The 14086-nt window shown below is 45.4% G+C and carries 11 protein-coding genes; 9 read left to right on the top strand and 2 right to left on the bottom strand.

Features of this window, described 5'->3' with window-relative positions; all coding sequences use genetic code 11:
- Positions 1–11: 11 nt before the first annotated feature.
- The 8 genes from ACFSKO_RS07225 to ACFSKO_RS07190 all read left to right on the top strand — a co-directional run bounded on the left by ACFSKO_RS07225 (position 12) and on the right by ACFSKO_RS07190 (position 10150).
- Positions 12–1262 (top strand): Zn-dependent hydrolase, encoded by a 1251-nt coding sequence (locus tag ACFSKO_RS07225; protein ID WP_380249958.1) that lies wholly within the window; start codon positions 12–14, stop codon positions 1260–1262.
- 14 nt (positions 1263–1276) lie between these two features.
- Positions 1277–2731, top strand: a complete 1455-nt coding sequence (gene hydA, locus ACFSKO_RS07220; RefSeq protein WP_380249956.1) for a dihydropyrimidinase — start codon at positions 1277–1279, stop codon at positions 2729–2731.
- Between the two features lie 195 nt (positions 2732–2926).
- On the top strand, positions 2927–3745 hold the full coding sequence (locus ACFSKO_RS07215) for an ABC transporter ATP-binding protein (protein WP_380252241.1): 819 nt from the start codon (positions 2927–2929) through the stop codon (positions 3743–3745).
- Positions 3735–4664 carry an ABC transporter permease gene (locus tag ACFSKO_RS07210; protein WP_417457369.1) on the top strand — a complete coding sequence of 310 codons (930 nt, stop codon included), beginning with the start codon at positions 3735–3737 and terminating at the stop codon, positions 4662–4664. Before ACFSKO_RS07215 ends, ACFSKO_RS07210 begins: the two co-directional genes overlap by 11 nt.
- Complete coding sequence (locus ACFSKO_RS07205) at positions 4661–5794, top strand: ABC transporter permease (RefSeq protein WP_380249954.1); 1134 nt, start codon at positions 4661–4663, stop codon at positions 5792–5794. The genes ACFSKO_RS07210 and ACFSKO_RS07205 overlap by 4 nt, the downstream gene beginning before the upstream one ends.
- A 55-nt stretch (positions 5795–5849) precedes the next feature.
- Positions 5850–6842 (top strand): ABC transporter substrate-binding protein, encoded by a 993-nt coding sequence (locus ACFSKO_RS07200; RefSeq protein WP_380249952.1) that lies wholly within the window; start codon positions 5850–5852, stop codon positions 6840–6842.
- Between the two features lie 173 nt (positions 6843–7015).
- Positions 7016–8407, top strand: a complete 1392-nt coding sequence (locus tag ACFSKO_RS07195) for a phenylacetate--CoA ligase family protein (RefSeq protein WP_380249950.1) — start codon at positions 7016–7018, stop codon at positions 8405–8407.
- 120 nt (positions 8408–8527) lie between these two features.
- The gene (locus ACFSKO_RS07190) at positions 8528–10150 is read left to right on the top strand and encodes a bifunctional metallophosphatase/5'-nucleotidase (protein WP_380249949.1); all 1623 of its coding nucleotides are present in this window, start codon (positions 8528–8530) and stop codon (positions 10148–10150) included.
- Between the two features lie 80 nt (positions 10151–10230).
- Here ACFSKO_RS07190 and ACFSKO_RS07185 read toward each other — a convergent pair whose 3' ends face one another.
- Positions 10231–11844, bottom strand: a complete 1614-nt coding sequence (locus ACFSKO_RS07185) for a 5-guanidino-2-oxopentanoate decarboxylase (protein WP_380249947.1) — start codon at positions 11842–11844, stop codon at positions 10231–10233.
- Positions 11845–11870: 26 nt separating this feature from the next.
- Positions 11871–13061, bottom strand: coding sequence for a pyridoxal phosphate-dependent aminotransferase (locus ACFSKO_RS07180; RefSeq protein ID WP_380249945.1), 1191 nt, complete (start codon positions 13059–13061; stop codon positions 11871–11873).
- A gap of 258 nt (positions 13062–13319) precedes the next feature.
- Between ACFSKO_RS07180 and ACFSKO_RS07175 the strand changes: the two genes are divergently transcribed.
- Entirely contained in the window at positions 13320–13955 is a 636-nt protein-coding gene (locus ACFSKO_RS07175) for a TetR/AcrR family transcriptional regulator (protein WP_380249943.1), read from the top strand.
- Positions 13956–14086 lie beyond the last annotated feature (131 nt).

Genomic DNA, 14086 nt, shown 5'->3' with positions numbered 1-14086 from the left:
GGAGTAATCTGATGAATAAACCAGCCGACAATATGCATATCAATTCTTCACGTTTGTGGGAAAGCTTGATGGAGATGGCTAAAATTGGCCCCGGTGTGCGTGGCGGGAACAATCGTCAGACTTTGACCGACGAAGATGCCGAAGGTCGACACCTCTTTAAAAACTGGTGTGAAGAAGCGGGTATGACAGTTGGCATCGATAGCATGGGTAATATGTTCGCCCGTCACGAAGGCACAGATTCCAGTCTTCTTCCTGTTATGGTGGGGTCGCATCTGGATACTCAGCCAACAGGTGGTAAATATGATGGTGTTCTTGGTGTACTTGCAGGTTTGGAAATCGTGAGAAGCCTCAATGATATGGGCATTAAAACTAAGCGCTCTATTGAGGTTGTGAACTGGACCAACGAAGAGGGTACACGTTTTGCGCCAGCCATGCTGTCATCTGGTGTTTTCGCAGGTGTCCACACTCAGGACTGGGCCTATGACAGAGAAGATGCTGAAGGTCTCAAGTTTGGTGATGAGCTTAAACGTATTGGCTTTGTTGGTGATGAACCTGTTGGCGCGCGTAAAATGCATGCCATGTTTGAACTTCATATCGAACAAGGGCCTATTCTTGAAGATGAAAACGTTGATATCGGTGTTGTCACTCACGGCCAAGGTTTGAACTGGATCCAAGTTACGCTCACGGGTAAGGAAAGCCATACGGGTTCGACGCCAATGCCTAAACGTGTAAATGCGGGCTTGGGAGCTGCACGTATTACCGAGTTGGTCAATGATATCGCACTCAGTTTTGCACCACATGCGGTGGGCGCTGTCGGTCATATGGATATCTACCCTAATTCTCGTAACATCATTCCGGGCAAAGCTGTTTTTACCATCGATTTCCGCCATCCAAATAAAGATGTGATTACGGCGATGGAGCAAATGCTTAAATTTGAGGGACGTGAAATTGCTGAAGAGCTTGGTCTAACAATTGAATTCGAGCAAGCGGGTGCATTTGATCCCGTAACCTTTGATGAAGGCTGTGTAACAGCTGTTCGTAACGCTGCGGTTCGTTTGGGCTATAGTCACCGGGATATCGTATCTGGTGCAGGGCATGATGCCTGTTGGGTCAATCGAGTTGCCCCAACGGCAATGGTAATGTGTCCTTGTGTCGATGGCCTCAGTCATAATGAAGACGAAGATATTTCACCGGAATGGGCAGCCGCAGGAACCGATGTTTTGTTCCATGCAGTCGTTGAAACCGCAGAAATAGTTAAATAAGGGAGCAAGACCCAATGAGCACAGTCATAAAAGGCGGTACTGTCGTTACTGCAGATCTTTCTTACGAAGCAGATGTTCTTGTCGAAGGCGGCATTATTACCGAAATTGGCAAAAATCTATCAGGGAACGAAACTCTGGATGCGACCGGTTGTTATATTATGCCGGGTGGAATTGATCCTCACGTTCATCTGGAAATGCCTTTTATGGGCACACACTCTGCGGACAACTTCGAAAGCGGAACCCGTGCCGGTCTAGCGGGTGGAACAACCATGGTGGTGGATTTCTGTCTGCCAGAACCGGGCCAGTCCTTAATGGAAGCACTTGCCATCTGGCAACAAAAATCAGGATCTGCCTGTTCAGATTATTCCTATCATATGGCGGTTACGTGGTGGGGCGAAAAAGTTTTCGATGAAATGGAAGAGGTTGTTGGTCGTGGTATCAATACCTTCAAACATTTCATGGCCTATAAAGGCGCGTTGATGGTGGATGACGATGAGATGTTTGCCTCATTCTCTCGCTGCTCTGAACTTGGCGCGATGCCGCTTGTACACGCTGAGAATGGCGACGTTGTAGCGACTTTGCAGCAAAAGTTATTGGCAGCTGGAAATAATGGTCCTGAAGCCCATGCTTTTTCTCGCCCTCCTGAAGTTGAAGGCGAAGCCGCTAACCGTGCTATCATGATTGCGGATATGGCAGGTGTGCCACTCTATATTGTCCATACCTCGTGTGAGCAGGCTCATGAAGCGATCCGCCGAGCGCGACAAAAAGGAATGCGTGTTTATGGTGAGCCACTGATCCAGCACCTTACCTTGGACGATAGCGAGTATGCGCACCCAGATTGGGATCACGCAGCACGACGTGTGATGTCACCGCCTTTCCGTGATAAAAAGAACCAAGATAGTCTCTGGGCTGGATTGCAGTCGGGATCTCTACAGGTTGTGGCAACCGATCACTGTGCCTTCACAGCAGAGCAGAAGCGCTTTGGTATTGGTGATTTTACAAAAATTCCAAATGGTACGGGTGGTTTGGAAGATCGTATGCCAATGCTTTGGACGCATGGCGTGAGAACGGGTCGTTTGACGATGAACGAATTTGTTGCCGTGACCTCGACCAATATTGCTAAAATTTTGAACATGTACCCGAAAAAAGGTGCAGTTATGGTTGGGGCAGATGCTGATCTTGTGGTTTGGGACCCAAACCGTTCAAAAACCATTACGGCAAAAAGCCAGCAGTCTGTCATTGAGTATAATGTTTTTGAAGGTAAAGAAGTTACAGGCTTGCCACGCTTTACACTGACCCGCGGTAAAGTCGCTGTTGAAGAAAGCACGATGAAAGACAACCCTGGACATGGTAAGTTTGTTGGTCGTGATCCTTATCCAGCGGTCAACAAAGCACTTTCCAAATGGAAAGAAATAACAGCACCGCGTAAAGTAGAACGCAAACCGGAAAATATGCCTGCTGGGGTTTAACTCCAAAGGAAAAGGTAAGGTCATTATAAGAGGGTGATGTGATGTAATTTACATCCCCCTCTCACAAGAACGATAACTGCCACTAAAGGTAGAGTTCAAAACACAGGGAGTTTAGCCATGCTGCAGTCAACGCAAGCGAATGCAACTGGCGCCGCCGGAAATACCGGAGAGGCAGAAAAGATGGGTACGCAAAAAATGAATGCAGATGCAACGGCCACGCCGCTACATCAAGAAGAGGATTCTGTTGTTGAAATCAAAGGTCTGTCGCTGACTTTTGAAACAAATGATGGCCCTGTACATGCACTTTCAGATATTGATCTTTCGATCAACCGGGGAGAGTTTGTCTCCTTTATCGGTCCTTCGGGATGTGGGAAAACCACACTGTTGCGCGCGGTTGCTGATCTAGAGCGACCGACCGGTGGCAAGCTAGAGGTAAATGGCGTCAGCGCTGAACAAGCCCGCTTGAATCGTGATTATGGTTACGTGTTCCAAGCACCAGCCTTATACCCTTGGCGCACGATAGGAGGAAACATCTCTCTTCCTCTGGAAGTGATGGGCATTCCAAAGTCTGAACGGCAGGATCTGATTGCTAAAAATCTTGAACTGGTAAATTTATCCGGGTTTGAAAAGAAGTTTCCCTGGCAGCTTTCAGGCGGGATGCAACAACGTGCATCGATTGCACGAGCCTTGTCCTTTGATCCTGAATTGCTTTTGATGGATGAGCCTTTTGGCGCGTTGGATGAAATTGTTCGTGATCACCTCAATGAACAGTTACTCAGATTATGGGATAAAACCAACAAAACTGTTCTCTTTGTCACTCACTCCATTCCTGAAGCCGTCTTTCTGTCATCCAAGATTGTTGTGATGTCACCGCGTCCGGGACGCATTTACGATGTGATTGACTGTAACCTACCACGTGATCGCAGCTTGGATATTCGTGAAACGCCAGAGTTTCTGGAAATTGCGCACCGTGTGCGTGAAGGATTAAAAGAGGGCCATAGCTATGACGATTGAGGCAATGGCATCGCCTCGCGCCTTAGGGGCATCAAGCCTATGGTCACGCCTGATGTCGGGCAAGGTTGGACCTGTGCTGGTGATTGTTTTAGCAATCATTGCAATTTGGTATTTTTCGGCTGTATTACTAAATACTCAGTTTCAAGAAGATATATACAAACGTGGTAATATTGAATGGTCAACTGGGCAATTGATCTCAGATACTTTGTCGCAAGAAAGACCTGTGTTACCAGCCCCACACCAAGTTATAATCGAATTATACAATACGACGGTATTGAAAAAAATTACATCTAAAAGGTCTCTGGTTTATCATAGTTGGGTTACCCTTTCGACGACCTTGTTGGGTTTTGGTATTGGTACTGTCCTTGGTATTCTTCTTGCTGTTGGTATTGTTCATAATAACAGCTTGGAAAAAAGTTTGATGCCGTGGATTATTTCATCTCAGACAATTCCCATTCTTGCCATTGCACCGATGATCATCGTGGTTCTAAACGCAATTGGTATTCAGGGTATTTTACCCAAGGCTTTTATTGCAACTTATCTTAGCTTCTTCCCAATCACCGTGGGAATCGTTAAGGGATTGCGTTCACCAGAGGTTATTCATCTCGATTTGATGCGAACCTATAATGCTTCCAATTGGGATATGTTTTGGAAACTACGTTGGCCTTCTTCAGTACCATATCTTTTTACAGGAATGAAGGTGGCGATTGCTACCAGCTTGGTGGGTGCAATTGTTGGTGAACTGCCAACTGGAGCAGTTGAAGGACTTGGTGCACGTTTGCTGGCTGGGTCATACTACGGTCAAACTGTTCAAATTTGGTCTGCACTGATTGCCGCGGCTCTTTTGGCTGCTGCACTGGTTTCAATTGTTGGGCTGACCAATAAAATTGTTCTTAAGAGAATGGGGATGGCGCAATGATAAACTTTCGTCAAACCTTAGCAATTATGGCTGGTGGCTTGGCTTTCTTAGGTATTATCTTGCCTTTGGGAGATGTCGGGGGCACGCCTCAATCCATTTGGGATGATAACGGATTGATAGTGTTTGCTATTGTTGGAGTACTCACGACAATAACGATTGTTTTGAACAAAATTAAGGGATTATTGTCAGATGTGATCATGGTGGTTCTCCCTCATGTTGGAGCATGGTATCTTCTTTCCAGGTTGGATATTCCAGAACAACAATTATCGTCTGGTTATTGGTGCCTTGTCATATCGGCTTGGCTGATGGCTTGGCTTCTTGTGGATCAACTCTCTGCCAAAACCTCACGGTCTATAAGCGTAAAACGAGTATACAATATTGTTGTACCAGTTCTTTTTGGGGTGTGGCTTCTGATCCTATGGGAAACGGTTGTCCGTGGTTTGAATGTTCCGACTGTTCTTCTTCCGCCCCCAAGTATGATTGGCGTACGGTTTATGGCTTCAACGTCGATTTTGTGGGCCGATTTTCAACAAACTTTTCTTAAGGCAGTATTGATTGGCTATGTACTTGGGTGTGGCAGTGCTTTTATTACAGCGATTTTGATTGATCGAAGCCCTTTCCTTCAACGCGGTTTGTTACCGATTGGTAACCTTGTCAGTGCGCTACCGATCATTGGTGTTGCTCCAATTATGGTGATGTGGTTTGGTTTCGACTGGCAATCCAAGGCTGCCGTTGTAATTATTATGACCTTTTTCCCCATGCTGGTGAACACTGTTGCTGGTTTATCCATCACGTCTTCCATTGAAAAGGATATGATGAAGACCTACGCTGCAAGTTATTGGCAAAGCTTGTTTAAGCTCCGTTTACCCTCTGCATTGCCTTTTATATTCAATGCCTTGAAAATTAATTCTACCCTTGCCATGATTGGTGCAATCGTTGCCGAGTTCTTTGGTACGCCGATTGTTGGTATGGGCTTTCGTATTTCAACCGAAGTGGGCCGTATGAACGTTGATATGGTCTGGGCTGAGATTGCAGTAGCTGCACTGGCGGGAACTGCTTTTTATGGAATCATGGTCGTCATAGAGCGGGCATGTACATTTTGGCATCCTTCATTCCGAAGTGAAAATTAATCGTTTAACGGTTGAGGTCATCGAGGAAAAGGAAACCATAAACAGGGAGATAATAATGAAAAAAATGTTATTAGGTGCTGTGGCTTTTGCTTTTGGGGCCGGAGCTTTTGGCGCTTCAGTACTTGCTGCTGATACTGTTAATCTACAGCTCAAATGGGTAACTCAAGCACAATTTGCGGGGTATTATGTCGCTCAGGATAAAGGTTTTTACGAAGATGCTGATCTTGATGTAAACATCAAACCGGGTGGCCCTGATATTGCGCCGCCACAGGTTATTGTCGGCGGTGGTGCTGATGTTGTGGTTGACTGGATGCCTTCTGCATTGGCTTCTCGCGAAAAAGGCGTGCCGTTGGTTAACATCGCGCAACCTTTCAAGACATCAGGCATGATGCTGACCTGCCTTAAAGAAACTGGTATTAAGTCATCTGATGATTTCAAGGGTAAAACACTTGGAGTTTGGTTCTTTGGTAACGAATACCCATTCCTAAGCTGGATGTCGAAGTTACAAATACCGACGACGGGTGGGGATGATGGTGTTTCCGTTTTAAAGCAGGGTTTTAATGTCGATCCACTTCTTCAAAAGCAAGCTGATTGTGTGTCCACAATGACATACAATGAATATTGGCAGGTGATTGATGCTGGTATTCCAGAAAGTGAACTCGTTATTTTTAAGTATGAAGAGCAAGGCGTTGCTACGTTAGAAGATGGCCTTTATGTTCTTGAAGATAACCTGAAAGATCCAGCTTTTGTAGACAAAATGGCAAGGTTTGTTTCTGCAAGTATGAAAGGTTGGGACTATGCTCGTACACACCCTGAAGAAGCGGCGAACATTGTTTTAGATAATGATGCCAGCGGTGCCCAGACTGAAAAGCACCAGGTGCGTATGATGAATGAAATCAACAAATTGACAGCTGGATCAGATGGTAGACTTAACCCTGAAGATTATGAGCGGACTGTAAATACTCTGCTTAGCGGTGGTTCTGATCCGGTCATTACAAAGAAGCCTGAAGGCGCTTGGACTCACGTTGTTATGGATGCTATTAAATAGCTTTGAATAACATTAATATCGTTATGATGTTATGAATTGTATGCGGGCAGATTTTTATAAATCTGCCCGCATTTTTTATTAGAAAAATAATAAGAGTTCACGTTAATCAATTTCAAAAAAATCAACTTTATAGTGTGTATTGTGCTTTGGGACAGTTGAGAGAAAATTAGAAGATGACGTCGTATAATTGGATAAATGACTTTGATATTTCCTGTGCAGTACCACACTTAGAATATCCTGTACTTGGAACACCGATCAACATGGCTGTGACTTCTGCACTCACTCAAATGGAGAACAGTCAGTGGTGGCCCGCTGAAAAGATTATAGAAACCCAGTTTCGTCAGCTTTTTCAACTTATGACCCATGCCATAAACACGGTTCCTCACTATAAAGAATTGAGGTTACCTTCTTCACCTGTAGAGCTTAGGAATATGTGGCAAGATATTCCAATCCTAGAGCGTGGTGACATTGCGGGGCAAGGAGACGGGCTTCAATCAAACAAAATACCACCGTCTCATGGACGTATCAATGTACAGTTTACTTCTGGATCCACGGGACAACCTATTGGTATTAAAAATACTGAGCTAAGTCGAATTTTTTGGCGCGCCATTACTACCCGTGATCATATTTGGCACAAACGAAATCCAAAATGGAAGCTGGGCCATATCAGGGTCGCTAAAAAAGGTCAGGCGTCATATCCAGGAACAAGGGGAATGGGATGGGGCGCGCTAAAGGGACGCGATGCTTTGATTAAAACCGGTCCGGTAGCGGGATTGAATATTAATGCATCTATAGAAGAGCAAGCTAAATGGTTGATGGAAACCAACCCGGAATTCTTGATTACCTATCCCAGTATCATCCAACGCCTTGCCGAATATTGTCTAAAAAAGGGACTTCGGCCTGAAAAATTACAACAGGTTGAAACTATCTCTGAAATTTTAACTGATAAAGTAAGGTCTCTTTGCCGCAAAGCCTTTAGTGTTGATATTGTTGACCTTTATTCGACACGCGAACTGGGTTACTTGGGCCTGCAGTGTCCGGATAATGAGCATTATCATGTCCAAAGCGAAGGTGTTTTTCTTGAAGTTGTTGATGAAGATGGTGTCGGATGCCCCCCTGGCGTGGCTGGCAAGGTTTTAGTTACGCCATTACATAACTTTGCAATGCCGTTGATCCGTTATGCAGTTGGTGATTATGGCGTTCTTGGTGAGCCTTGCTCGTGTGGTAGAGGGCTTCCTGTTTTGAAAAGTATTTTGGGTCGAAAGCGGAACCGTCTTCGCCATCCTGATGGCTCACATCAATGGATTGCGATCTCAGCCAAAGATTACGGCAAGTTATTAGAAATTGCACCTGTTAGAGAATATCAAATTGTTCAGATCTCTTTGGAGAAATTGGAATTTAATGTAGCCGTCGAGATTGAGCTAACGGAAGATCAAATTATAAAACTGCACGCCTGGGCTCGATCTGCTTTAAATTTCCCAAAAGAAGTTGTGGTGAAGTCCTATCCTGAGCTGGAGAGAAGCTCTAACGGTAAGCTAGAGCTTTTTAAAAATCTTATTGAATAAGATGAGTTAGAATAAAAACTGTTCTATAATTTTGATGCTGGGTCTGGACTGAAAAGTTAAAGACGCTTACTGTTTCTCCCTTAATACAAGAAAATATTTTACCTTCTATGGGAGTTCCAAATGAATAAACATATTTCCGGATTAGCAACACTTGTGGCAGGTGTTTGCCTCTTTACGGCTTCGGCACAGGCTGATTATTCGTTAAGCGTTCTTCATATCAACGATTTACACTCACGTATTCTTCCGGTGAATAAATATGATTCGACCTGCGGGGACGAAGATCTTGCGGAAGGAAAATGCTTTGGTGGATTTGCCCGGGTTTCTCAAGCTCTAAATGATCGTCGTAATACTCTGGAAAAAGAAGGTAAAAACGTACTGGTTCTGGATGCTGGAGATCAGTTTCAGGGTTCGCTTTTTTATACAAAATACAAAGGTCAGGCTACGGTTGAGTTGATGAACAAAACCGGTTTTGATGCCATGGCTATCGGAAATCATGAATTTGACGATGGTCCAGAAAACCTACTCGCTTTCCTCAAAAAGGCAAAGTTTCCGGTTATTGGTGCAAACACGGTTGCGTCTCCTAAATCCGTATTACGGGGGCAGTACGCTTCTTCTGTGGTGTTGGACAAAGGTGGTGAAAAGATTGGTATCATTGGTGCGCTAGCTGAGGACACAGGTGAGACTTCAAGCCCGGGCCAATATATTTCTTTCTTTGATACTGCTATTGCTGTGCAGCCGATCGTTGATCAAATGCAGGCGCAGGGCGTTAACAAGATTATTTTGCTAAGTCACTTGGGTGTTCCTCGTGACAAGCAAATCGCAAAACAATTGACGGGTGTTGATGTTATCGTTGGCGGCCATAGCCACACTTTGCTTTCCAATTCCAATGAGCGCGCCCAAGGGCCTTATCCTGTTGTTGAAACTGCCCCTGATGGCGCCAAAGTTCCGATTGTACAGGCTTATGCTTATTCAAAGTACATGGGGGAATTGAATCTTACTTTTGATGACGCGGGTGTTGTTACGGGGTGGAACGGGGACACGGTCCTACTTGATAATTCCTTCCCGGAAGATTTGGCAATGAAAACTCGGATTGCAGCGCTTTATGTTCCCTTGAAAGAGATTCAAAAGCGCATGGTTGGTGTGGCTGCTACAGCTATTGTAGGCAGTAGGGATGTTTGCCGGTCCGGAGAATGTGAAATGGGAAATTTGGTGGCGGATGCCATGCTGGCACGTGTAAATGCCAATGGTGGTGACGCTGTTATTGCACTTCAAAACGGTGGGGGTGTTCGTGCTTCAATTGATGCAGGACCAGTGACTATGGGAGAAGTTCTTTCAGTTCTTCCTTTTCAAAATTCTATTGCGACATTCAAATTAAAAGGCGTGGATTTTATTGCAGCTCTTGAAAGTGGACTTTCCAAGGTCGAAGAAGGTGCTGGCCGTTTCCCACAAGTATCTGGAGCACGTTATGTTTGGAACCCCGCAGCTGAAGCTGGTACGCGGGTGGTTTCTGTTGATGTTGGAAACGAAAAAGATGGTTACGTACCATTAGACCCAGATAAAATTTATAGCATGGTCACTAATAATTATCTTAGAGGCGGGGGGGATGGTTATAATATCTTAGCGACAAAGGCCATTGATGCTTACGATTACGGTCCAAATCTAGAAGATGCCTTGGCGGAATACATTGGTAAAAATGACCCGATCAAAGGCTCGATAACTGGGCGTATTACCGCACAAAAATAATCAGTACTGTTCGAACGGATAAAACGTAACAAAGGCTTTGCAATCGCAGAGCCTTTGTTACGTTTGATGGAGGCCGAGGTTTATTTTTTTGAATGATAGAGGTGTTCTTCAATTTGAATAAGGGCCGGTTTTTGGGATGCTACAGCTCGTTCTAAAGCATTGATTAAATCGTCTGCGGAACTCAAGTGTTCGGCCTGTAGCCCATAAGCTTGTGCAATGGCTGCGAAGTCTGGCGTGCTCAGATCAACACCTTCTGGAGTTATTTGATTATCTACCATAAAGCTTTTGATTTCGCGATAACCGTTATTATTCCATACGAGAATGATGATCGGGGTTTGTGCGTCCATGGCTGCACCAAGCTCGCCAAGTGTAAACTGGATGCCGCCATCTCCGACAAGGCAGATAACAGGGCGTTTCGGGGACGCCAATTTGGCTCCGATTGCAGCGGACAGGGCATAGCCTAGTGTGCCAAATCCGGTTGCCGAATTAATCCAGCCTTTAGATTGATCAGGTGAAAAATAAAGATTGCCAGTATAAATTACCTGAGTGGAATCACCAACGATAATGGCACCGGGTAAAGCTTTATTAAGTTGTTGTAAAAATTCAATCTGGCGGTTCATTTCCGGTGTGAGTTCAGATCGTGTTCTATCTTTCACGATAGCAGCTTTTTGAGCCCCTTTAGATGCAATATTTTGAGGTGATATCTTTGGCATGGAAAGCAAGAGAGCGCTGAGGGATAATTCTGCATCTCCAACAAGGGCAAGGTCAGCCGGGGCATTACGATGGATTTGTGTCGGGTCGATATCCAATCGTATCAAGGAGCCGGGGACAGCGAAATTACCGTCATAATACATATCAAAGTCCGTGGGGCCGAGCTCTGTTCCCACAGCAAGGACAACATCGGATTGTGCAATGAGTTCGCGTACTGTTGAAAGGGATGGACTGGCAGGAACTGCAAGAGGATGCTCTTCGGGGAGCAGACCGCGTGCATTAACCGTCATAACAACCGGACTATCGAGTGCTTCTGCCAATTCGCGTACAATCGCATGATCGCCTTTATAGCCACCACCAACAATAAGTAGGGGAGCTGATGCGTTTGAGCACAGCTCGGCAGCTTGTGCGATTGCTTGCGATGATGCCTGAGGTTTATCTAGAGGGAAAACATTATGAGAAAGTGGGAGGTGATCTGCACAGGCCGACATCAGATCAATCGGAATTTCAATATGAACGGGGCGTGGACGGCTGCTATTAAAGAGCGCAAAAGCACGGGCCATTGCTTGGGGTAAATCTGTGGGATCTGTTACAGAGTAACTAAAGGCAGAAATTTGCTCGGCAAAGGCGGTTTGGTTGGGTAGTTCATGAAGGTGGCCGTTGCCATGTCCCTGATCCTTGAGGCGGTTGACGCCAGATATCACGAGCATGGGGATGGAATCAGCATAAGCCTGGGCCATAGCGGTGGCGATGTTCGTCAATCCCGGCCCGGTAATGACGAGACATACTCCGGGCTTCCCACTAACACGGGCATAACCGTCCGCCATAAATCCGGCACCTTGTTCATGGCGCGGGGTATGGTGGATGATCTTTGATTGTGCCAGACCGCGATAAAGCTCTACGGTATGAACACCGGGTATGCCAAATACACGATCAACGTCATAACTCTCAAGGAGTTTGATAAGGTATTCACCAAGGGTCATTTTGTTATCTTCTTACACGTTGAATTTTAAGCGATTGCTCGATTGTCTATTCTTGAATTCACAAATTGGCACAGACGTTTACAGCCTTCGGTGAGCTGATCTTCGCCAAGGGTAAAAGAAAGCCTGATATGGCCATTTGCACTTTCCCCAAAAGGCATTGCATCGAGAACACAGACACCCGTTTGGGTATAGAGCTGTTCTGCGAAGTCTCGGCTGGTCATGCCAGTTGCTCTGATGTCAACGAGCAGGAACATACCTGCTTCTGGATTGTGTACGATTAGAGAAGGGGCATATTCCAAACATTTGAGCGTTAAATCTCTGCGGCGTTGATATATGGCTTTCATTTTTTTTGGCTCATTCGCCATATCTGTGAGTGCAACCATGGCCGCTTGCTGTGAAAATCCGGGTAGGCCATAGAGCATACACAAGGCTAGCTTTTCCATGGCCTGAACCAGATGTTCCGGTCCAATTGCCCAGCCAATGCGCCAACCTGTCATGGCGTGGGATTTAGACAAGCTGCTGATGGTGACGGTTCTTTCTGCCATGCCGGGGAGTGCGGCTATAGATAAGTGCTCACCGCTAAAGATCAGGTCCGCATAGACTTCGTCAGAAATAACCCAGAGATTGTGTTTGATGGCAATTTGAGAAATTCTAACCAACTCATCTCTACTTAAAACCACACCAGTCGGATTGTTGGGAGTGGTGATAAAAATGGCTTTGGTTTTCGGCGTAATGGCGGCTTCTATCGCTGATATATCTGGTCGAAATCTGTCCTCTGCGCGTTGTGCGACCCGAACGATTGTGGCCCCGGTTACCTGAATAGAAGCTTCGTAGGTAATGTACATGGGCTCAAGCGCAATAACTTCGTCTCCAGCAGTTGCAATACAGAGAGAAGAGGTGAAAAGGCCGCACTGTGCCCCGGCAAGAACGATCACGTTTTCAGGTGTTACAAGTTGCCCGGTTTGGGAAATATGACGCTTGGCAATGATTTCTCTGAGCGGCAGGCGTCCTCTGATTTCTGCGTAATGGGTATCACCAGAAGTCAGGGCATCACGGGCAGCTTGTGAAATTTTCTCTGGGGTCGCAAAATCTGGATCTCCAACGCTCATAATAATGACGTCGTGGCCTGAGGCATGATCGCTGAGGGCCTTCGCGTGAAGATCCCATGCCGATGCGCCTGTGCCAGTAACTCGTTCGGTGAGGGGAGAGAGCTTCATGTTTTTTGCCTGCAGCCAAAAGTACGATGACTGTCACCATTGGTATCATGGTGATCAGTTTTCCTATGATATAATTAACACAACTGAACGTTTGTTCAACTAGAAAAAATTTTGACCATTTTATCGTTACTTTTTCTATTATTTATCTTGTTACTCTTCTGGTTATTTACTTGGTTAATAACCAGGTTACTTTCTGGACTTTTCATTATGTACGATTAATGATTAGACTGTGCCTGACAATATTTCACTACGGATGATATGACTGATACACAGAAAATTTCCCCAAAATTCCGCAGGCATTCGCCCGATGAACGCAAAAGGGAATTGGTGGATGCGACCATAAAATGCCTAGAGAAAAAGGGCAGTGAGGGGCTTTCTGTACGGAGTATCAGTGCCGAAGCAGGCATTTCCATTGGGCTTATCAACCATCATTATCCAAGCAAAGATGATCTGATCGCGGATGCTTATGAAAAACTGGCCACAGATATTCTTCAGCACGTATTAGATCTGGTTCAGGAAAACGGCGGCAATCCCCGCGAGAGGATGAGCGCGTTTTTTAATGCCTATTTTTCTTCACACGTTCTTGATGAAAAAATCCTCCGGATCTGGATCGTGTTTTGGCACATGTCCGATAAGTCTGAAAAAGTGCGTCATTCCCATGACAAAACAAGCGAAGGGTTCCGTCAGCAGGTTGAAATAATGCTCCGTGATCTTGGGGCTCTTCCGGAAGTGCCGAATTTTAACTATCGTCTCGCCGCCATTGGCCTATCGGGTATGCTTGATGGCTTATGGCTGGAGTGGTGTTTGAACCCGACTTCGTTTGAGCCGAAAGAAGGTCTGCAAATTTGCGAAGCCTGGGTGGATTGCCTTATGTCTGGTTCTTTTAAACTATAGTTACATAAGTTAACACGTTGTCTGTAAATGATACTGTTGAATGTTGCAGAGGAGTGTTACAGAAAATTTGAATTTTCTAGTTGAACATGCGTTCAACTATGGTATCGTTCAAAACGCTGAGAAATACGACC

The organism is Kiloniella antarctica (assembly GCF_042682825.1).
Taxonomy (GTDB): domain Bacteria; phylum Pseudomonadota; class Alphaproteobacteria; order Kiloniellales; family Kiloniellaceae; genus Kiloniella; species Kiloniella antarctica.
This window is presented reverse-complemented; position numbering and strand designations above follow the sequence as displayed.

Bases quoted from the DNA above. Each gene is read 5' to 3' on its own strand.
- ACFSKO_RS07215 (WP_380252241.1), top strand. From the start codon at position 2,927: ATGAATGCAGATGCAACGGCCACGCCGCTACATCAAGAAGAGGATTCT.
- ACFSKO_RS07185 (WP_380249947.1), bottom strand. From the start codon at position 11,844: ATGACCCTTGGTGAATACCTTATCAAACTCCTTGAGAGTTATGACGTT.
- ACFSKO_RS07210 (WP_417457369.1), top strand. From the start codon at position 3,735: ATGACGATTGAGGCAATGGCATCGCCTCGCGCCTTAGGGGCATCAAGC.
- ACFSKO_RS07205 (WP_380249954.1), top strand. From the start codon at position 4,661: ATGATAAACTTTCGTCAAACCTTAGCAATTATGGCTGGTGGCTTGGCT.
- hydA (WP_380249956.1), top strand. From the start codon at position 1,277: ATGAGCACAGTCATAAAAGGCGGTACTGTCGTTACTGCAGATCTTTCT.
- ACFSKO_RS07180 (WP_380249945.1), bottom strand. From the start codon at position 13,061: ATGAAGCTCTCTCCCCTCACCGAACGAGTTACTGGCACAGGCGCATCG.
- ACFSKO_RS07200 (WP_380249952.1), top strand. From the start codon at position 5,850: ATGAAAAAAATGTTATTAGGTGCTGTGGCTTTTGCTTTTGGGGCCGGA.
- ACFSKO_RS07175 (WP_380249943.1), top strand. From the start codon at position 13,320: ATGACTGATACACAGAAAATTTCCCCAAAATTCCGCAGGCATTCGCCC.
- ACFSKO_RS07190 (WP_380249949.1), top strand. From the start codon at position 8,528: ATGAATAAACATATTTCCGGATTAGCAACACTTGTGGCAGGTGTTTGC.
- ACFSKO_RS07225 (WP_380249958.1), top strand. From the start codon at position 12: ATGAATAAACCAGCCGACAATATGCATATCAATTCTTCACGTTTGTGG.
- ACFSKO_RS07195 (WP_380249950.1), top strand. From the start codon at position 7,016: ATGACGTCGTATAATTGGATAAATGACTTTGATATTTCCTGTGCAGTA.